Origin of the sequence: Emticicia sp. CRIBPO (assembly GCF_009905725.1) — a bacterium.
In the GTDB taxonomy this organism is placed as follows: domain Bacteria; phylum Bacteroidota; class Bacteroidia; order Cytophagales; family Spirosomataceae; genus Leadbetterella.
This window is the reverse complement of the sequence record NZ_JAAAKV010000001.1, coordinates 628,105-646,774: the sequence shown is the minus strand read 5'-3', so window position 1 is coordinate 646,774 and position 18,670 is coordinate 628,105. Positions and strand designations below refer to the sequence as shown.

The window sequence follows — 18,670 nt, the reverse complement described above, 5'->3', positions numbered from 1 at the left end:
TGATTGCCTGCCTGGTCTGAGTTTTGCTCGGGCGGGAGTGATTTGGATGGCATAGCTTGGGTAAAGGCGTGGCATACAATGTCTGTTCCAGGTATTTTCGATAAAAGCAAAGCCCGTGACCTTGGTCGCGGGCTTTGCTTTTTATGCGATGTCATGTTTTACAACAACTTAAATGAATTGAGGCTTTCGGTTACGAATGGCAGGAAGTACTCATATTTAGGCGTTTCGGCAGCGAAAGTAACAATATATACCTTCGCATTTTTGACATAGTAATATTGTCTCCAGGTCTGGAAATACCCGCTTTTTTCGCCGCTGTAGACCATCATCCAGGCATTGGGTTTGATTTTCTTTTTTTCATGTACCTTAAACCCTTTAACCACTGAGGGTAAGTATTTTCTGGAGTATTCCACATACTGCTCTACGGTGTAGTTTTTAGAAGGCAGGGGCTGATAAACGATGTTGATGTTTTCCGTGAATTTATCGAAAGTGGCTGAAAGCGTATCGGCCTGGGAAAGTAAGCTGCAGTCAGTTTCTATACAACCTTCCTTGATTTTCCATTTGGCGGGAATATTGATCTGGTAGGCCAGTTTCTTCAGAACAGGGGCAGGAACGGCCTTCACCGTGTCTTTGACTGCAGTCGTCGTGTCTTTTGTGATTTGAGCGGATGAAACCAGGCTAATAAGAAATAGTGAACCGGCTAAGAGGTATTTGATCATCAGATGATTGGTTTAAGAATCGTCCCGGAATGTTATCACTCCGGGACGAAATTTATATTAATCCTCTAAAATAATGACTATCCCATTATCCACCTAAAGAATAAAAATAAAATTGCAGATAAAATTACCGAAACCGGTAGGGTAAGTACCCAGGCAATCCCGATGTTCCTGATGGTATTAGCCTGTAGGTTCTTGATCCCTTTTGAAGCGACCATAGAACCGGCAATACCTGACGATAAGGTATGTGTTGTACTCACCGGCAGACCGAATCCTGAGGCCAGACCGATAGTGGCAGCGGCAACCAGCTCGGCAGAAGCTCCCTGAGCATAGGTAAGGTGGGTCTTCCCGATTTTCTCACCTACAGTGACCACAATTCTTTTCCATCCGATCATGGTACCTAAGCCCAGCGAAAGAGAGATCATCAGGATTACCCAGAAAGGAGCAAAGTCAGTTGCTTTCCTGATCCCTTTTTCTTCTTTTGTAGCTAAGGCATCCAGTGTATTTCTGTCCTCCTGGCTGATTTTTACGGTCTCATCAGAAGAAATCTTTTTAACGTCGCTTGAGATTTTAAGGATGGCACTTCTCACATGAAGTTTGGAAATAGTGTCGGAGGCAGTTCCGTTAACAGAAGGCTGCAGGTAAACAATACTTTCTTTGATGTCAGTGATCAGGTTCTTTTCTGCCACACCCAGGCCGACGGTATCAATTTTATAAACGATCTGCTCAATTCTGGCAAGATCAGGTTTGATTTTCGGAAGATCTTTGGATGAAGTGATCGCAAAGTAAGAAGGCAATACTCCGATCAGGATCAGCATCACGAGCCCGATTCCTTTTTGTCCGTCGTTTTTGCCGTGAAAGAAACTCACGAGCGTACAGGTGGCAATCAGGATTCCCCTGATCCACACCGGTGGTTCCTGGTTCTTCTTTGGCTCTGAGAAAATCTCAGTTCTCATTTTCCTGTTCACTGTTCTTCTCAGAACGAACATCAGTACCACAGCCATGGTAAAACCAAGGAGAGGGGCGAGGAAAAGGCCGGTAAAGACACTTTTGGCTTTGTCCCAGTTGACGGCCGTTACCCCCATGGTATTTTCAGGAAGCAGGGCATATCCTAATCCAACACCCAGGATGGCACCGATCAGGGTATGGGAACTGGAAGAAGGCAAGCCGAAATACCATGTGCCGAAGTTCCAGATGATGGCACTGGTCAGCATGGCCATGACCATGGCTATGCTGTGATAGACGTTCTGGTCAATGAGCAGTTCGACGGGCAGCAGGTTGACAATACTCATTCCGACCCCCACACCACCGGTGATAACACCGAGGAAATTCCAGACACCTGACCAGATAACTGCCTGGGTAGGTTTCAGTGAGTTGGTATAAATAACTGTGGCTACCGCGTTGGCTGTATCGTGAAAACCATTGATAAATTCAAAACAACATGCCGCTAAAAGGGCTATAAAGAGAAGAATAAAGACGTCCGATTCAAGACCAAACATATATTTTGGGGTTTAATATTTCTTAAAACTCATTCATATTGGCGGTGCAAATATCGCACAATAATTTTTCAGGAGGATTAAAATACGAACAATCCAATATTATCAAATTGTTAAATTGAATCTTCGTGCTCACATTTCCTTTTAATTTCTAACCTTAGGATCGAGGTATAGTGCGATCAAAACATAGCTTGCCCTCTTACAGGTCTTTTGAAAATAAAGTCTTTATCCTTAGAATACTCATATATCGAATTTAAATAATCAATAATATTGCCTTCTTGCGGAATTGTTATGCTGTAAAACTCATCGAATATATTAAAAGAAACATGATTTTCGGTTATTGCAGTACATATTTTCAAAACTTGATCAAGCGTTTCGAGTTCATTGAAGTTGCTTTCAGTTGTACCTTTTCCGAATAGATGTTCAAGATTCGAATTATATTCATGGACTATTCTCCTAACTATAGCATAAATTCTAGTTATTGGGTGTGGATATTTCCATTCAGAAATATAAAATCCTATATTGTTTTTCATCTTGGACTGAATGATCAAAGCAAATAGAATAGCTATTGCTGCTACGGACAAACATAAAACATAGTTAACTCTCTGACGAAGGTCAGTTCTTTTTTGTAATGGTATTATATATAGCTGATGAATATGGTCCAATAACATATAAACGGCAAACTCATCTGCATTTAGCTCAATCGCATGTCTTTGTTGGTCAAATTTCGCTGGGTCATCTGTAGATAAACACAATCCATCTTTGTTAAATACTGATAGGTTTTGTAAATGATATAAATGACATTTTTCATGAAAAAATATAAACTTATTAACAACTTCTTTTAGTATTTGTTTAACATTAAAGGGGGCATTAATTGTGTGTAAATTGCATTCAAAACCAAGATACCTTCCGTGGTCGGCGATAAGGAAATCCCATGCCTCAATAAGACTATAAATTTCTTCTATTAACGGTTTGTTTATTCTAACAAAAAGAGGACTAGGCCCTAATTTCCATGCTTTGGGTGAATTGTTCTTGTCTGAAAAATAAACCTTTAAATCTGGATGATTCCAAAGGTTTGTAAAGTTGTTGAGATCAATATGACAGAATTGAAAATATTCGACAAAGAGATTTTTGTGATTTACGGATGAGGATAAATCTTTCGATATGGATACTTTTTCATCTTCATCCAAGAAAGGGAGAATGCCTACTACATTTTTTGAATAAATCTCGCGTATTGATTCTTCGGTAAACATATAAAAAGTTATATAAATGACTTACCCCTATAGGCCTAAAAATTAGCTACCAAGACGGCTTTTCTTTAGTCAGTTTTCCTTGATGGCCAGCTGTCCGCAGGCAGCATCAATGTCTTTTCCGCGGCTCCTTCTGATGTTGACGGTCACGTTATGGTCTTCCAGGAATTTAGCGAATTTATCTATCGCTTCAGGGTCGGCGTTGACGTAATTAGCTTCGGCAATAGGGTTATATTCAATGATATTGACCTTTGACGGTATCCTTTTACAGAATTCCCAAAGCTCTTTGGCGTCCTGCAGGGTATCATTAAATCCGTGGAAAACGATGTATTCAAACGTAATTTTATTCCCGGTTTTTTTGTAGAAGTAATTCAGGGCCGATGAAAGGTTTTTGAGCGTATTGGACTCATTGATCGGCATGATCTGGTTTCTTTTGATGTCATTGGCGGCATGCAGCGACAGGGCCAGGTTGAATTTCACTTCATCGTCTCCCAGTTTCCTGATCATTTTGGCGATTCCGGCGGTCGAAACGGTGATCCTTTTCGGCGACCAGTTCAACCCGGCAGGCGAAGTGATGTAGTCGACCGACTCAAGTACGCTCTGATAATTAAGCAGGGGCTCGCCCATGCCCATATAGACAATATTGGTAAGCGGTGCCTGGTAATATTCCTCTGCCTGTTTTTTGATCAGGACCACCTGGTCATATATTTCAGCGGCGTCCAGGTTACGCTCCCGGTTCATGTATCCGGTAGCACAGAATTTACAGGTAAGCGAGCAGCCGACCTGCGAAGAAACACAGGCGGTCATCCGGTCGTCGGTAGGAATGAGGACGCCTTCTACAAGGTGCCCGTCGTGAAGCCTGAAACCGGACTTTATGGTCCTGTCGCTGCTGATCTGTTGTTTATCTATTTTAACCGGAAGTATATTGAAATCTGCCTTGAGTTCTTCCCTCACCTGAAGCGAGAGATTGGTCATCTGATCAAAGTCGGTTGCTGATTTTTGCCAGAGCCATTCCCATATTTGTTTGGCCCTGAAGGAAGGCTGCTTATGTTCTGACAACCAGTTTTTCAACTGATCCAAGCTTATCTTCCTGATATCTGTTTTTGTGTTGCTCACCTTATAAAGAATATTTCAGATACAAAATTCGTCATTTATGGCCGGAACTCAAATTTTTTATAAATTTAGATGAAATATCTAAAACTAATCACGGAAAAGTTTGGTTTTTCTGATAAATAATTGTATATTTCATGTAAAAGTTATACTTACGAAGTCATGAATCCCTATCTGAAGATATTTGTAGTCAGTGTGACGCTTACAGTCACCTGTTTGTTGTCTTCGTCCGGGCAACAGGTTCCGAAAAGAAATCCCGTACAGGATTCTTTCGGATTCAATTTTAAGAACAAACGGCAGAAGACAGCCAAGTTTCCCTTTGACCTCTTTTCCAACCTTATTGTGGTAAAGGTCAAGATAGATAATTCCGACACCCTTAATTTTATCCTGGATACAGGGGTGAGTTCTATCATTATTACGGACCCGGTCATCGCCGAAAAAATGAACCTGAAATATGTCAGGCAGGTGAAGATCAGCGGGGCTGGCGAAGGCGATGCCCTGACAGCGGGTGTGTCTATCAACCATACCGTTGAAATGGGTGATATCAAGGCGTTTAAACAGAATCTTGTTGTGCTTGACGAAGACATATTGCGGCTTTCGGAATACATGGGGATTCCGGTACACGGTATTTTCGGTCATGACCTTTTTGAAAGGTTTGTGATCACGATGGACTTCGGCTCCAAGAACCTGTTCTTTTATGAGCCTGCAAAATTCAAGTTTAACTCCAAGATGGGAGAGAAATACCCGATTGTGGTGACCCAGTCCAAACCTTATATGGACGCCATCGGAATGGTGCAGAATGACAAGGATGTGCCGCTCAGGCTGGTGATTGATACCGGGGCCGGGCACGCATTGCTGCTGAACACCAATACTAACAGTACAGAGCATAGTGCGGTGCAGCTGCCCGACAAGGTCATCAGGGCTAACCTGGGGAGGGGGCTTAATGGCAGCATCAACGGGCATATCGGGAGGGTAAACAAGGTGACGATGGGTAAATATCACTTTAATGACGTACTGGCCTCGTTTCCTGACAGCATTTCGTTCAGCATGAAATTTCAGAGTACAGATGATAACCGTCAGGGGAGTGTGGGAGGTGAGTTTCTCAGGAGATTTAAGGTGACCATGAATTATCATTTGGGTTATATTGCTTTCAAACCGCTGAAAAACAAGTTTAACGAATCTTTTGAGCACGACATGAGCGGGATAGAGGTAAGGGCGAAGGGAGACGGTCTGAAAACCTATATGATTACCTACGTTGTGCCGGGCTCACAGGCCCAGATGGCGGGGATTATGGAAGGAGATGAAATTATTTTTCTTAATAATGTAAATACCAAAGACCTTACTATCAATGATATTTTTAAAATATTGTCGAAAAAAGAAGGAAAAGAAATTGAGATGTTTTTACGCAGAAATGGCCAGCTTAAATTTGCCTATTTCAGATTGAAAAGGGTGATTTAAAATCCGGTTTACAGGATTTGCATTCCTCGAAAGGAAATGCCCGGGTCTGATGGGGGTGAAGATGAAAACTAATGAGAAGTGCCTGGAAGGAAACGACCAGGCACTTTTTTGGTTATTTCCTGATGCCTTTGATGGCCCAGGCTATGAGCCCGGTCAGGAAGAGCAGTATCGTAATGCCTGTAAATGTCCATTTCATCAGCCCGGCACCGGAAGCCAGCTGAGCGGCCAGGTCTGCCCTGGCCGGGAAAACAGTCAGCATTCTGACGATACCGGCGTTTTCGATGAAATCAAAAAGAGCACAAAATAGGGGCAAAAAGTTCAGTTTATAAATCCATTGTCCCGGACTGAAGGCCTTTTTAAAGATAAAGCTGACCAGTAAGGTAAATGCAATGCTGTAAATGATCGGGTAAATGACATCGATGATGATTTCACCCAGCAGGTAGGATTTACGTCCTTCAGCTCCGTAAGAATCAATGATCTCATAACCCCGGTCGGGAGTAAAGCCTACAGAAAGATCCATGAGGCCTTTGGTGCGTTCGGGGTCGAAAGAATCCTGGAGTCTGGGTAAAACAACGGCTGAGATGAGCATTTGCAGGATGACAAAAATAAGGACATTGCGTCCCGTAGCGTTTCTGTAAAAGAAACCTGAGGTTCGGTTGAACATAGTTTTAATGGCTTTAAAGGGTTCGGGAAATTATTCCGTTGGTAAATATACTTAATTGTGGAGAAAGGAGAAAGGAGGAAAGGAGAAAGGAGGAAAGGAAAAAGATGAAAGGAGAAAGCTCCGGCGGTTTGCGAAAAAGGGGCGATATTTTTCAGGGCCTTGGTTATCAGTTTTTTAGCCGTCATTTTTATTTCTTAAGACTTGAATAAGTCGTCACGGAGTTGAGCGGCCTTCAGGCCTTTCTCTCTTTTTATTTGTTCAGACCTTAAGGGTTTATTTGGTCAGGTCTTCAGGCCTGTGTCCATTGGATTATTCATGAATCTTTCTTTAAGTATTCATTAAATATTGTCCGGATAAGCCGGTTTGAAGGTTTGTGATTTGTTATTCCGGGCATTTTTCTTTAAACTGGCATATATTTGTCATCCGGCTACTGATCTGAATTTGTCTTCTGAGCTGCTTGTTGCTTAATTAAGCCATGTATTTTAATAACACTGATTCTATGTTTTTACCAAGAATAGATTTTTTAAAGAATTTGATTGAGATATTGAGAATTTCGATGAAATCGCCGGAGAAAACAGATGCCGGTCGTTTCAGGGAGATAGTAGTTGATGAACGTGAAAATGAACTTTTGGCAGAACAGATTTTCTCTATCGTGCATCAGAAAAAATTTGTCAGCCTACTTTCAGAATCCGGTTTTGGGGACAATGTCGGGATTTTTTCAGAGGCTTTTTCCAAACTGTCCTATAAGTTGCTGCCGCCTGTCAGTGAAGACGATGAGCTGGTGACCGACCTCAATTTCTACTTCAATAAAAAAGATGATTACAAATGGGTCCGGGAAATCCCGGATGAAGAGTGGGCTCAGTTTTTTACTTCTTTAAAGTGGCCGGACCTTCCGGTTCAGGAGAAATACATTGAAAAGGAAATTCTGAATACCATTGTGGTGCTGGCCCAGAAAATTGCCTCGATCGGCATTGAAAGGGAAGTAATCTCGAAAATCCCTCATCTGGATGATCTTGATTCTCCGTTTCTGGGTTTGAACAGGGAAGTAACCATGTACGTTGAAAAACTGCTTCACCAACCTGAAATCGAAACTGCAGCCAGGGAAAACGACTATAAGCACATCCTGGTGATGCTGGGACAATGCAGAAACCAGATGGGATATCTTTACAAACACAAGGACCATTTCGGTATATCCCTGAGGATGACGCTGATGATACGCAAACTGGAAAATTACCTGACCAGGATTCGCGACCTGATCGAATGGATCGAAGCTCCGGACACGAACGGCCGGGCCCTGATCTCAGCCAAAATACTGAAAGAAGTGGTGTACACACAAAACACCAAATACAGTCTGAGAAAGCACTTTTCTACCAATCTTCAGTTTTTATCCTTCAAAATCGTTGAAAATACTTCAAAAACCGGGGAGCATTATATCGCTACCAACCAAAAGGAATACTGGAAACTCTTCAGGATGGCCCTGGGCGGGGGAGTGGTGGTGGCTTTTCTCTGTTGCTTTAAATCCCGGATAGCCCTTCAGCACTTTCCCTTGTTTTGGGAGGCATTTTTCTACAGTCTGAATTATTCGGTTGGTTTTATACTTATTCACGTGCTTCATTTTACCTTAGCCACCAAACAGCCGGCCATGACGGCCTCGACGATAGCCGCAAGCCTGAGTAATAATGGTGAGAACCCGGACTGGCTGAGCCAGTCGACCAAACTGCTGACGCGTCAGATACGGAGCCAGTTTATTTCTTTGCTCGGCAATGCCCTCATTGCTTTCCCGGTGGCCTATTTTCTGGACTGGGTCTATTTTTACGCCAACGGAAGGCATATTGTAAACGCGGAAAAAGCTTTGAAAATGATCAATGACCTCAATCCTACAGAGAGTTATGCCTTGTTTCATGCGGGTATTGCGGGTATTTACCTGATGGTTTCCGGCCTGATCTCGGGATATTATGAGAACAAATGGATTTACAATAAAATGTATCCCAGGATTGTGGGAAATAAAACGCTTATCAGCATTTTCGGTAAAAGAAAGCTTGAAAAAGCCGGGGTTTATCTTGAAAATAACATCGGCGGCTTAACCGGAAATTTCTTTCTAGGGTTGTTTCTGGGTTGTACGGCGGCCATTGGCTTTACATTGGGCTTGCCCCTGGATATTCGTCACGTCACGTTTGCTTCCGGTAATTTCGGCATAGCGGTGGCGAGTCTTGAACATGAAGTATCAACTTATTTTTGGGTCAATTCCCTGGTGGGTATTGCCCTGATCGGGCTGGTGAATGTGATCGTCAGTTTCGGGCTTTCCATCATGATCGCTTTAAATTCGAGAAATACGGGTTTTGCAGAAATCAAGCAGTTGTTTTCAAAACTTTTCGGCCAGTTTTTTCAGAATGGAGGCACTTTCTTTTACCCGGTAGGCGATCTCAAAAAAAGCGGGAAACAAAAGCCGCAGACGGATGGAGAATAAATACATACCGGCTTTGAAATATCATTTCCTGACCCCTTATTATGACCGGGTGATCAGGTGGCTGATGCCCGAAAGCCTGGTAAAACGAAAGGTAATTGACCTGTTAAACCTGAAAGATAATGAGCATGTACTGGATTTCGGATGCGGAACGGGGACATTGCTTGAGATTTTGTCGTCAACAAACCCGGAAGTAAAAGCATACGGGTATGATGTAGACCCTGTAATTTTAGAAATAGCCCGGAAGAAAAACCTGGGAAATTCACAACTCATTCTTGGAGCCGGAGAAAGGTTACCTTTTCCGGATCATTATTTTGACAAAGTAGCCTCCAGCTGGGTTTTTCATCATCTTGACAAGGCACAAAAGCAACAGGGCTTCAGCGAGTTGTACAGGATTCTGAAGCCGGGAGGACTGATGATCATCGCGGACTGGGGCAAACCTGCAAATTTCCTGATGCGGTTTTTGTTTTTCCTGGTCCAGCTCGTGGATAATTTTCACACTACTTCTGATAATGTGGCCGGGAAACTGCCGGATTATATCACTGAAGCAGGTTTCTGGCCGGTGGAAATGGTGGGTTATAAAAATACCTTGTTCGGGACATTGGTGTTTTATGAAGGGAGAAAGGAATAAGGAGGAAAGAAGTACGTAAAGGAAAAAGCCTGCCCCCGGCCTGACCTTCAGGCCGGCCGAAGCCCCCCACGTTCTTTGCTCCGGCCTTCAGGCCGGAGGACCTGATGCTCAAAAAAATAGCTTTCATACCAAAACAAATTAATCCTGGCAATTTGTTGTTAGATTTGTAAACAGAAAAACTTCTCACATGTCATTTAAGCTAATTTCAGATTATAAGCCTACCGGAGATCAACCTCAGGCTATTGAGCAGTTGATTCATGCGATTGAAGCAGGGGAACGGTCCAATGTATTGCTCGGGGTAACGGGTTCGGGAAAGACATTTACGGTCGCGAACGTAATACAGAAACTGGACAGACCGGTGCTGATCCTGAGTCACAACAAAACCCTGGCGGCCCAGCTTTACGGGGAATTCAAACAGTTTTTTCCTGAAAACGCCATTGAGTACTTCATTTCTTACTATGATTACTATCAGCCGGAAGCCTTCATTGCTTCTACGAATACTTATATAGAAAAAGACCTGATGATCAATCAGGAAATAGATAAACTGAGGCTTTCGACGGTGGCGGCTTTGATGTCGGGCCGGAGAGACGTGATTGTGGTGGCCTCTGTTTCCTGTATTTACGGTGCGGGAAATCCCAATGAATTCAAACAAAGCATCATCAAAGCTGCGGTGGGAGAGACCGTCAGCAGGAATCAGTTTCTGTACAAGCTTGTTTCTATTTTATATTCCAGGACAGAAGTGGAATTTAACCGCGGGACATTCCGGGTGAAGGGTGATACCGTAGATATTTATCCCGGCTCTGCCGATTTTGCTTACCGGATCGTATTCTGGGGCGATGAGATTGAAGAAATCCAGAAAATAGAACCTCAATCGGGTAAAAAAATCAGTTCGGAGAGCAAAATCGTTATTTTCCCGGCCAACCTGTTTGTAACCGGGAAAGACGTCATGTTTGAAGCCATGAAAGAAATCCAGGATGACATGGTAGCCCAGATCCGGTATTTTGAAAGTGAAGGAAAATTGATAGAAGCCCAGCGGATCCAGGAAAGAACCGAGTTTGACCTGGAAATGATGCGTGAGCTGGGCTATTGTTCGGGTATAGAAAATTATTCGCGGTATTTTGATAAACGCCAGCCGGGACAGCGTCCTTTCTGTCTGCTCGATTATTTCCAGGACGATTTCCTCCTGGTGGTAGACGAAAGCCATGTCAGCATGCCGCAGATCAGGGCCATGTATGGCGGTGACCGCTCCCGTAAATCAGCTTTGGTGGAGTATGGTTTCCGTTTGCCTTCGGCGATGGACAACCGCCCGCTGACTTTTGCTGAATTTGAAGAAATGACCCCACAGACCATTTTTGTGAGTGCGACGCCTTCCGATTATGAAATCAGGCTGGCAGAAGGAGTGGTGGTAGAGCAGATTATCCGTCCGACTGGTCTGCTTGATCCTGAGATTGATGTACGGCCAAGTCTGAACCAGATAGACGATCTGCTGGAAGAAATCAATGACCGCATCAAGAAAAATGAAAGGGTGCTGGTGACTACCCTGACCAAGCGTATGGCAGAAGAACTCAGTAAATACCTGGACAGGGTCGGTATCAAGGGAAGGTACATTCACTCGGAAGTCAAGACGATGGAAAGGGTGGAGATTCTGAGGGAACTGAGGTTAGGGGTTATAGATGTATTGGTAGGGGTCAATTTGCTGAGAGAAGGACTTGATTTACCGGAGGTGTCATTAGTAGCCATCATGGACGCTGATAAAGAAGGTTTCCTGAGGGATATCCGTTCGCTGATACAAACCATCGGACGTGCTGCCAGGAACGAGAACGGTAAAGTGATCATGTATGCCGACCGGATCACGGGCTCCATGGAAAAAGCCATTGACGAAACCAACCGGAGAAGGGTTATCCAGATAGCCTATAATGAGGAGCATGGCATTACCCCGAAAACCATTCTCAAAAGCAAGGAGGCCATCATGGAACAAACTTCCGTGGCTGATTTTAAACCGACTACCAAGGGCTATTATGTGGAACCGGAAACCCCGAGAATTGCGGCGGATCCTGTGGTGGCTTACATGAGCAAGCCTCAGCTGGAGAAATTAATGAAAGAAACGAAGAGCAAGATGGAGCAGGCAGCGAAAGAACTTGACTTCCTGCAAGCCGCCAGGTTCAGGGATGAAATGAAACAACTGAAAGATAAAATTGAAGAGCTGGTTTAATACCTCTGTTTGAATGAAAAGTCCGGAATGTATTGCTGCATTCCGGACTTTTTTGTTATTCTCCTGTCAGCATTTTGAGGTCCGAAAGGGAAAGACGGAAATTCAGCTGGGCTGAAAGCAGGTCAGATTCGGCTTTGGCTATCAGTGCTTTGGTGTTCAGAATGTCCGTTTCAATATTCAGACCCGCTTCTTTTTTGTCATTTTGAAGTTTTAATTCTTCTTTCCTGTAATCCAGGGCTTTTTGAGCCACACTGATCAGCTCTGTGGCATGGGCCAGTTTTCTGTACGTTTTATCTATGCTGCTATTTACCTGGTCTTTGGTGTAGTCTGCGTTTTCGCGGGCTTGCTGCAGGTTCAACTGCCTTTGTTTCAATACTTCTTTATTGGAAAAAATGTCCTGGATGTTCCATTTTAAAGATGCCCCGATGAACGGATTGTGAGCAGGGAAAAGATTATTCCCGGTCTGGAAACTGTACCCGGCAATCAATCCGAAGTCGGGCCTGTTACTAAGCCGGGCGGCTTTTATGCCATATTCTGCTTTGGTCTGCGTCAGCGATGCGATCTTCAGTTCGGGGTTATGCGAAGCTGCCATGCTTTTATAAGTCTCTGCCGGCAGGTATTGATCAGAATTTAAGCTGACGGGTTCCAGGATGAGTTCATTGGCTTTGATCCCTGTCAGCAGTTTGAGGTCTTCTGTATAATCTTCTGCCTGAATGCTGAGTTTAAGCAGGTTTTGCTCTTCATCGGCTATGGAGGCCAGCAGCCCGGCCTTGCTGATGTTGATGGTTTTACCGGACAATAAGGCACTTTCCACGTCATATATCCTGAGTTTGCTCAGTTCTATTTTAGACAAAGCCTCTTCTTTTTGTTTCTGATTGATCAGCAGACCATAATACAGCCTTTCAACAGCCTGTCTGATCTGAAGAGATACTTTTACTTTTTCCTGTCCGGCTATGTTTACCTCTGTTTCAGAAACGGCTACACCTGTTTTGATTTTGTCGAGTTGCGACAAGGGCTGATAGACGGATATCCCTGCATTGAAATTATTATGTTTACCCAGTTCAAATACTTTTTCTTCACCAGGCAGGGCAATGGTGTTTTCAGGACTCAGGGGAAGTGAACCGAAGGAACCCTGCGGTACCACGAGTTTTCCCAGGTTCTGGCTGTATTGATAAGTAGAGCTCAGGCTGACTGCCGGATATTTTCTGATCTTGTCTTCCGCTACTTTGGCCTGTTTTTCTTCGATCTGCATTTTCCTGATGTTGATCAGCTGGTTGTTTGTCAGAGCCAGGTCAATGGCCTTTTGCAGGCTTACCGGCTCAGACTGCTGGGCAAATCCGGGAATGATGGCACCTAGGGTTAGGATGATGGTCCAGCTTGTTTTTATGTTTTTAAGACTTTTCATGATGGTATTAATTATGCTGCAATTTGTCTTTCGGTTTAACAATGGCGATATAAAGCACCGGAACGGTGAGCAGGGCCATGACCATAGACCAGATGACACCCACCGCCAGTACACTGGCCAGGGGACTCCACATCGGTGAACCAGAAATAATCATCGGCAAGACACCTATCGCTGCAGCCATGGCGGTCAGGAAAATAGGTCTCAGACGTCGTTTTCCTGCTTCTACCGCAGCGGTAGGGATATCCATGCCTTTGTGAAGCAGTTCATTGGTGTAATCGATCAGGATGATGGCGTTTCTCACGACAATGCCTGATAAACTGACCAGCCCGACGAAGGCCGTGAAACCGAAATTGTTATGGGTAATGAGTAAGCCGAGAATGGCTCCGAACAGGCTCAGCGGGATGGTAAACATCACCAGGGTCGCTTCTTTGAGATTCCTGAACTGGAACAAAAGAATAAAGAAAATCAACACCAGGCTGATGACCAGCACCGTGATCATCTGGCTGAAAGTCTCTTTTTTGTTGGCATATTCCCCGCCATATTCTATTCTGTAGCCTGCAGGAAGCTGAATTTTAGCTACTTCCGGCTGGATTTCTTTTAATAACTCTGCAGGCAGTACACCGTCTTTCGTTTCGCTCTGGACAGTCAGCGTTCTGACCCCATTGCGATGCACGATCTTGCCGGTCTGCCATTCAGGTACCAGGTCGGCAATCTGTCTTAAAGGTACACTGGCTCCGGTAGCCGGTGAGGCCAGGTAAATATTTTCCAGGTCATCTGAAGTCTGGCGGTTTTTCTCATCCAGTCTCAATACCAGGTCTACCGGGTTATTGCCTTCATACATCGTTGAGACCGGGGCCCCGCTGAATCCGGTATAGACCATTTTTGAAATGCTTTCGGTGGTAAAACCCAGTCTGTTGGCTTCGTCTTTGAGCTGGATACTGATGCCGTAATAATCCTCCTTAAAGTCATTCCGCACCAGCGTGCTGCCATGGGCTTTTTTCAGAATGTTCTGTACCTGTGTACTCAGTTGTTTTAATTTATCGATATTTTCACCGATAATCCTGACTTCCACTTCTGCTTTCAGCGGGGAGCCTTGCTGCATCAGTTTTACCTGTGGCGTTCCTTCCGGGATAAGATTTCCTGTTTTTTCTGACAGTTCTTCTGCAAAAGACTCCGTTGTTTTTTCGTCCGTGGTGTTGATCAGGATCTGGGCATAGTTACTTACAGGCACTTCAGGCGAGAAGTTATAGTAAAACCTCGGAGCACTGGTGCCAATAAAGGTAGCATAAGAAGTAACCCTTTTGTCGTTTTTGACCAATTGTTCCACTTTCTGAATGGCCTGTTCTGTTTTTTCAAGACGGGTCCCGGTCGGCATCCATAACTCTACGACAAACTGGTTGCGTTCGGCCGCCGGGAAGAACTTCTGTTTTACCTGGGTGTACATCAAACCGGCCAGAGCGATGGTGAGGATACTGATTCCGATGGTCAGTTTTGAATGTTTTACACACCAGTCCAGTAAGTTATTATACCCGTTCTGCATCAGGTCGAGCAGAGACGTTTTCTTTTTCTTTTCTTCATCCGAATGGTCATGAAGGCCTTTTTTGATGAAGGTATAACACAACAGAGGCGTTAGGATCATCGCTACAATGAACGAGGCCGCCAGGGCAATGGCTACTGTAATAGGCAGGGCATGGATAAACTCACCCACTGAACCGGTCAGGATCACCATCGGCATAAACGAGGCGATGATGGTCACAGTGGCAGCCAGGACCGGAATCACCAGGTCTGTGGCACTTCTCCAGGCGGCTGTCCAGCGGTCAACCCCTTCGTCGAGCAATTCCACGTAATTGTCCGCAATCACAATCGCATCGTCAACCACCATGCCCAGCACCACTATCAACGCGGCCAGTGAAACCTGGTGCAGTTCTATGCCGAAAGCGTGTAAAAGTGCAAAAGTAACGGCCACTGTCATCGGAATGGCCATGGCAGCCACGGCGGCAATCCTCATGGGCAAAAGCAGGATGACCACAATCACCACCGAAATAATCGCCAGGAAAAACTCTTTGATAAAGTGTGAGATGTTCTCATCCACCAGCTTGGGCTGGTTCACAACGGTCGTCAGTTTAACATCACCCGGCAGCAGTTGCGATACTTCGCTGATTTTCTGCTGCACTTCCTCTCCGAATTTAACGATGTTGTTTCCTTCCTGCATCTGTACGGTCAGGATCATCGCATTGTTGCCGTTGACCGAAATCTTGCTTTTGGGCTCGGCATAGGTCCTGTTGATCGAGGCCACATCGCCCAGCCTGACGATGGCCCCGCTTTTGCTGGCATCGACGATCTGGCTGGCTATTTCATTTTCTGTATTGTAATATCCTGAAGTGTAGAGCGGTGTTTTACTGTTTTTTGTTTTGATTTCGCCGGTCGGACCAATCGAGTTTTGCGATTGCAATACCTGCACGACCCTTTGTAAACTGACGCCATACTGGGACAGTTTTTCAGAGTTGGAAGTGATGGTGATCTGCTCTTTCTGTTCACCCACTCTCTTGATTTTTGAAACCGATTTGATGGTTCTCAGGTGGTCTTCCAGTTTCTGGGTATATTCTTTCAGTTGTGCATAATCTGCATTTTTGCCTTCAATACCGATAACCAGGGCTTCCGTATCACCGAAATCTGAGTTGACGATGGGGCCCCTCACACCTGCAGGCAGGTCAAGGTTTTTAGCGAGCATCAGCTCATGACGGAGTTTACTCCAGAAAATATCCGGATTTTTGACCTTTTCGCCCAGTTCCACATTGATGACCACCATACCATCCTGCGTGGTGGAGTAAGTTTTATCTTTACGGACTTCTTCAAACTGGAAAAGGTATTGTTCGAGTTTTTTTGTGACCTGGTCTTCCACCTGTGCCGAATTGGCTCCGGGGTAGTAAGCCATCACAAGCCCCAGACGGACCGTGATTTTCGGGTCCTCTCTTCTCGGCATGTTGAGCAGCGAGTTTACCCCGATGGCAAAAACCAGCAACAGCACAGATAAAGTGACCTGTTTATATTTTAATGATGCTTTGACAAAATTCATAACGGTATGATTTAGGAATGGATAAAATCCGTTGGCTTATTTTTGAGAAATGGTAACGGGTGTGGCGTCATCCAGCTTGTGCTGTCCGCCGGTTACCACCACTTCGCTTTCCGACAGCCCGGACATGATTTCGATCTGGTTGTTGATCAGCTGACCGATGCTGATTTTACGTTTGAAAGCCTTGTTTTGCCTGGGATCTACCACATAGACATAACTCTGGTTGTCGCTGTCTCTGAGTACCGCGTCTGCCGGCAGGGTAAGTACTTCCCTGCTTTGGTCTGAGCTTACTTTTACTTCTGCGATCATACCGGGACGGATCAGGAGTTTCGGGTTCGGTAATTCTATTTTAATGGTAAAGGCCCTGGATGTTACATCAGCGGCAGAACCTACTTCGGTTACCCTGCCTGTGAAAGTGTCGTTTAAAGAAGAAATCAAAACCGTAGCCTGCTGCCCGAGTTTGATGTGATGCAGTTCACTTTCCGGAATAAAGGCGTTTACTTTAACGGTCCTGATATCTGAAACCACAAAAAGGGGAGTGCCTATACCGGTAATTTCCCCGGTTTCAGCCAGTTTTTTAAGTAATACACCGCTTATCGGGGAATACAGTTTGGTGTCGGCCAGGTTTTTATCCTGTAGTTTTTGCTGGGTTTTAGCCTGCTGTAGTCCGAAACTGACCTTCGAAAAATCGCTTTCACTCAGACTGTTCCTGTCTTTCATGATTTTCAGGCGGTTGTATTCGTCCTGCACCTGGTTAACCTGGATCTCAGCCATTTCATGGGCGATGTTGTAACTGGCCGGGTCAAGACTCGAGAGGAGCTGCCCTTTGCTGACCAGTTGCCCTTCAGCTGCTGCAATGTAGTTGATTTTTCCGGCCACCATAAAACCCAGGCGAACGGTCTTATGCCCTTCGATGTTTCCGCTGATGGAGATTTCGTGTTTTGAAGTGGTCTTCTGAGCCTGTTCTGTTACCACCGGAACGGCTTGTATTTCAGCAGTCTTTTCTTCTTTTTTGGATCCGCAGGCACTCAGCACAGCGGCAGTAATGATCAGGGGATAAATTTTCTTAGTTATCATTGTCTCTGTTGTTTAATTCAATTTGATGCTGCAAAATTGCTACGTGTGTTTTTCTTTTATTTTGATCTATATCAAAAAGCGTTACCAGCCCGTTACTTTCTCCAATGCCGAGAAATTCCAGTTGCTGCCTGACAGAAAAAGTAAAATCTTCGATACCCCTGATGCCGATATAAATGTGATCACGGGTGTTTTCATTGAGAATCACCTCTATGGTTTCCTGGCGGATATAGGCTGGAAAAGCTTCGGCGATGGTTTCGGTAAATACCTGTAATTGCTGATAGAAGTGCTCTTTGAGGGTCTTTAATTCTCTTTTAAACAGAAAATGACTTTCTGCAACGGCATAAACCAGGGAAACGTGATGGTCCCGGTTTTCGCGGAGTTTGTCTTTTAGCTGATAAAAAGCCGTATCAATACTGCTTTCATCGCAAATAAAAATGTAATGGTATGTCTGGTTCTGCATTGTTGTATCTGTTTGACAATGCAAAGTTCCGGTCTTCTGAAGAGAGCTCTTTTGATCTATATCAAAAAATCAACGGGCGGCCCTGATGCGGCTCAGGGTTTCCTGGGTGATGCCCAGGTAGGAGGCAACATTGCCCAACGGGGCCCTTAACAAGATGTTGGGGTAGTTGTCGATCATGGTTTTGTAGCGTTCCTGTGCCGACTGAAACTGCAGGGCATACAGCCTGTCGGAGAAAGATTTGAGGACGTCAATCAGCAGGAAACGGATGAATTTCTCAAGCTCTGAAGACTGCCCGAAGTATTTCTCCACATCCGGGTAGTTGATGGTCCTGACCACGCTGTTTTCAAGCAACTCCACTCCGTAAGGCGAAGTGTGGCCGTAAAAAATACTTTCAATGGGCATATTGAAGGCATTTTCAGGAAAGAAATGATGTGTAATATCCTTGCCGTCTTTTAAGTAATAGGTCCTGACCAGGCCCTGTTCCACAAAACATACTTTCTTGGACCAGTTGTCGGGCTGCAGTAATTTATGGTGCTTCGGATGTTCTTCTCTTTTAAAGGCGTGGTCAAGAGCCGCCTCCATTTCAGAAGGAAGTTGTACATGCTGCCGGATAAAACTGATCAATTCCATATATGCCCGATTGTTGGAGTGAAATTA

The 18,670-nt window shown here is 44.6% G+C and carries 14 protein-coding genes; 4 read left to right on the top strand and 10 right to left on the bottom strand.

The window, feature by feature from the left end; genetic code table 11:
* Positions 1-158: 158 nt before the first annotated feature.
* The 4 genes from GVN16_RS02860 to rlmN all read right to left on the bottom strand — a co-directional run bounded on the left by GVN16_RS02860 (position 159) and on the right by rlmN (position 4,575).
* Positions 159-716 (bottom strand): hypothetical protein, encoded by a 558-nt coding sequence (locus GVN16_RS02860; RefSeq protein WP_166562317.1) that lies wholly within the window; start codon positions 714-716, stop codon positions 159-161.
* A 77-nt stretch (positions 717-793) separates the two neighbouring features.
* Entirely contained in the window at positions 794-2,212 is a 1,419-nt protein-coding gene (locus GVN16_RS02855) for an inorganic phosphate transporter (protein WP_166562316.1), read from the bottom strand.
* Between the two features lie 176 nt (positions 2,213-2,388).
* Positions 2,389-3,462, bottom strand: a complete 1,074-nt coding sequence (locus GVN16_RS02850; RefSeq protein ID WP_166562315.1) for a hypothetical protein — start codon at positions 3,460-3,462, stop codon at positions 2,389-2,391.
* A gap of 69 nt (positions 3,463-3,531) precedes the next feature.
* Positions 3,532-4,575: a 23S rRNA (adenine(2503)-C(2))-methyltransferase RlmN gene (gene rlmN / locus GVN16_RS02845; protein ID WP_310587407.1), complete on the bottom strand. Its 1,044-nt coding sequence runs from the start codon at positions 4,573-4,575 to the stop codon at positions 3,532-3,534.
* Between the two features lie 156 nt (positions 4,576-4,731).
* Here rlmN and GVN16_RS02840 point away from each other — a divergent pair, with 156 nt between their 5' ends.
* Entirely contained in the window at positions 4,732-6,027 is a 1,296-nt protein-coding gene (locus GVN16_RS02840; RefSeq protein ID WP_166562314.1) for an aspartyl protease family protein, read from the top strand.
* 112 nt (positions 6,028-6,139) lie between these two features.
* Here GVN16_RS02840 and GVN16_RS02835 read toward each other — a convergent pair whose 3' ends face one another.
* Complete coding sequence (locus GVN16_RS02835) at positions 6,140-6,691, bottom strand: hypothetical protein (protein WP_166562313.1); 552 nt, start codon at positions 6,689-6,691, stop codon at positions 6,140-6,142.
* 499 nt (positions 6,692-7,190) lie between these two features.
* On the opposite strand from GVN16_RS02835, the gene GVN16_RS02830 reads away from it, so the two are divergent.
* The 3 genes from GVN16_RS02830 (at position 7,191) to uvrB (ending at position 11,998) form a co-directional block, all read left to right on the top strand.
* Positions 7,191-9,158: a site-specific recombinase gene (locus tag GVN16_RS02830; protein WP_166562312.1), complete on the top strand. Its 1,968-nt coding sequence runs from the start codon at positions 7,191-7,193 to the stop codon at positions 9,156-9,158.
* Positions 9,148-9,786, top strand: coding sequence for a class I SAM-dependent methyltransferase (locus tag GVN16_RS02825; protein ID WP_166562311.1), 639 nt, complete (start codon positions 9,148-9,150; stop codon positions 9,784-9,786). The genes GVN16_RS02830 and GVN16_RS02825 overlap by 11 nt, the downstream gene beginning before the upstream one ends.
* A 187-nt stretch (positions 9,787-9,973) precedes the next feature.
* Complete coding sequence (uvrB, locus tag GVN16_RS02820) at positions 9,974-11,998, top strand: excinuclease ABC subunit UvrB (RefSeq protein WP_166562310.1); 2,025 nt, start codon at positions 9,974-9,976, stop codon at positions 11,996-11,998.
* A gap of 55 nt (positions 11,999-12,053) precedes the next feature.
* On the opposite strand, the gene GVN16_RS02815 is transcribed toward uvrB, so the two are convergent.
* The 5 genes from GVN16_RS02815 to GVN16_RS02795 all read right to left on the bottom strand — a co-directional run bounded on the left by GVN16_RS02815 (position 12,054) and on the right by GVN16_RS02795 (position 18,643).
* Entirely contained in the window at positions 12,054-13,403 is a 1,350-nt protein-coding gene (locus GVN16_RS02815) for a TolC family protein (RefSeq protein ID WP_166562309.1), read from the bottom strand.
* Between the two features lie 7 nt (positions 13,404-13,410).
* On the bottom strand, positions 13,411-16,479 hold the full coding sequence (locus tag GVN16_RS02810; RefSeq protein WP_166562308.1) for an efflux RND transporter permease subunit: 3,069 nt from the start codon (positions 16,477-16,479) through the stop codon (positions 13,411-13,413).
* A gap of 36 nt (positions 16,480-16,515) precedes the next feature.
* Positions 16,516-17,553: an efflux RND transporter periplasmic adaptor subunit gene (locus GVN16_RS02805; protein WP_166562307.1), complete on the bottom strand. Its 1,038-nt coding sequence runs from the start codon at positions 17,551-17,553 to the stop codon at positions 16,516-16,518.
* Positions 17,543-18,013 carry a hypothetical protein gene (locus GVN16_RS02800; protein WP_166562306.1) on the bottom strand — a complete coding sequence of 157 codons (471 nt, stop codon included), beginning with the start codon at positions 18,011-18,013 and terminating at the stop codon, positions 17,543-17,545. Before GVN16_RS02800 ends, GVN16_RS02805 begins: the two co-directional genes overlap by 11 nt.
* A gap of 69 nt (positions 18,014-18,082) precedes the next feature.
* Complete coding sequence (locus tag GVN16_RS02795; protein ID WP_166562305.1) at positions 18,083-18,643, bottom strand: Crp/Fnr family transcriptional regulator; 561 nt, start codon at positions 18,641-18,643, stop codon at positions 18,083-18,085.
* Positions 18,644-18,670 lie beyond the last annotated feature (27 nt).

What these genes read in the sequence shown, in the direction of transcription:
- uvrB (WP_166562310.1), top strand. Translation starts at nt 9,974, where the DNA reads ATGTCATTTAAGCTAATTTCAGATTATAAGCCTACCGGAGATCAACCT.
- GVN16_RS02795 (WP_166562305.1), bottom strand. Translation starts at nt 18,643, where the DNA reads ATGGAATTGATCAGTTTTATCCGGCAGCATGTACAACTTCCTTCTGAA.
- GVN16_RS02830 (WP_166562312.1), top strand. Translation starts at nt 7,191, where the DNA reads ATGTTTTTACCAAGAATAGATTTTTTAAAGAATTTGATTGAGATATTG.
- GVN16_RS02850 (WP_166562315.1), bottom strand. Translation starts at nt 3,462, where the DNA reads ATGTTTACCGAAGAATCAATACGCGAGATTTATTCAAAAAATGTAGTA.
- GVN16_RS02810 (WP_166562308.1), bottom strand. Translation starts at nt 16,479, where the DNA reads ATGAATTTTGTCAAAGCATCATTAAAATATAAACAGGTCACTTTATCT.
- GVN16_RS02805 (WP_166562307.1), bottom strand. Translation starts at nt 17,553, where the DNA reads ATGATAACTAAGAAAATTTATCCCCTGATCATTACTGCCGCTGTGCTG.
- GVN16_RS02835 (WP_166562313.1), bottom strand. Translation starts at nt 6,691, where the DNA reads ATGTTCAACCGAACCTCAGGTTTCTTTTACAGAAACGCTACGGGACGC.
- GVN16_RS02825 (WP_166562311.1), top strand. Translation starts at nt 9,148, where the DNA reads ATGGAGAATAAATACATACCGGCTTTGAAATATCATTTCCTGACCCCT.
- GVN16_RS02800 (WP_166562306.1), bottom strand. Translation starts at nt 18,013, where the DNA reads ATGCAGAACCAGACATACCATTACATTTTTATTTGCGATGAAAGCAGT.
- GVN16_RS02840 (WP_166562314.1), top strand. Translation starts at nt 4,732, where the DNA reads ATGAATCCCTATCTGAAGATATTTGTAGTCAGTGTGACGCTTACAGTC.
- GVN16_RS02815 (WP_166562309.1), bottom strand. Translation starts at nt 13,403, where the DNA reads ATGAAAAGTCTTAAAAACATAAAAACAAGCTGGACCATCATCCTAACC.
- GVN16_RS02860 (WP_166562317.1), bottom strand. Translation starts at nt 716, where the DNA reads ATGATCAAATACCTCTTAGCCGGTTCACTATTTCTTATTAGCCTGGTT.
- GVN16_RS02855 (WP_166562316.1), bottom strand. Translation starts at nt 2,212, where the DNA reads ATGTTTGGTCTTGAATCGGACGTCTTTATTCTTCTCTTTATAGCCCTT.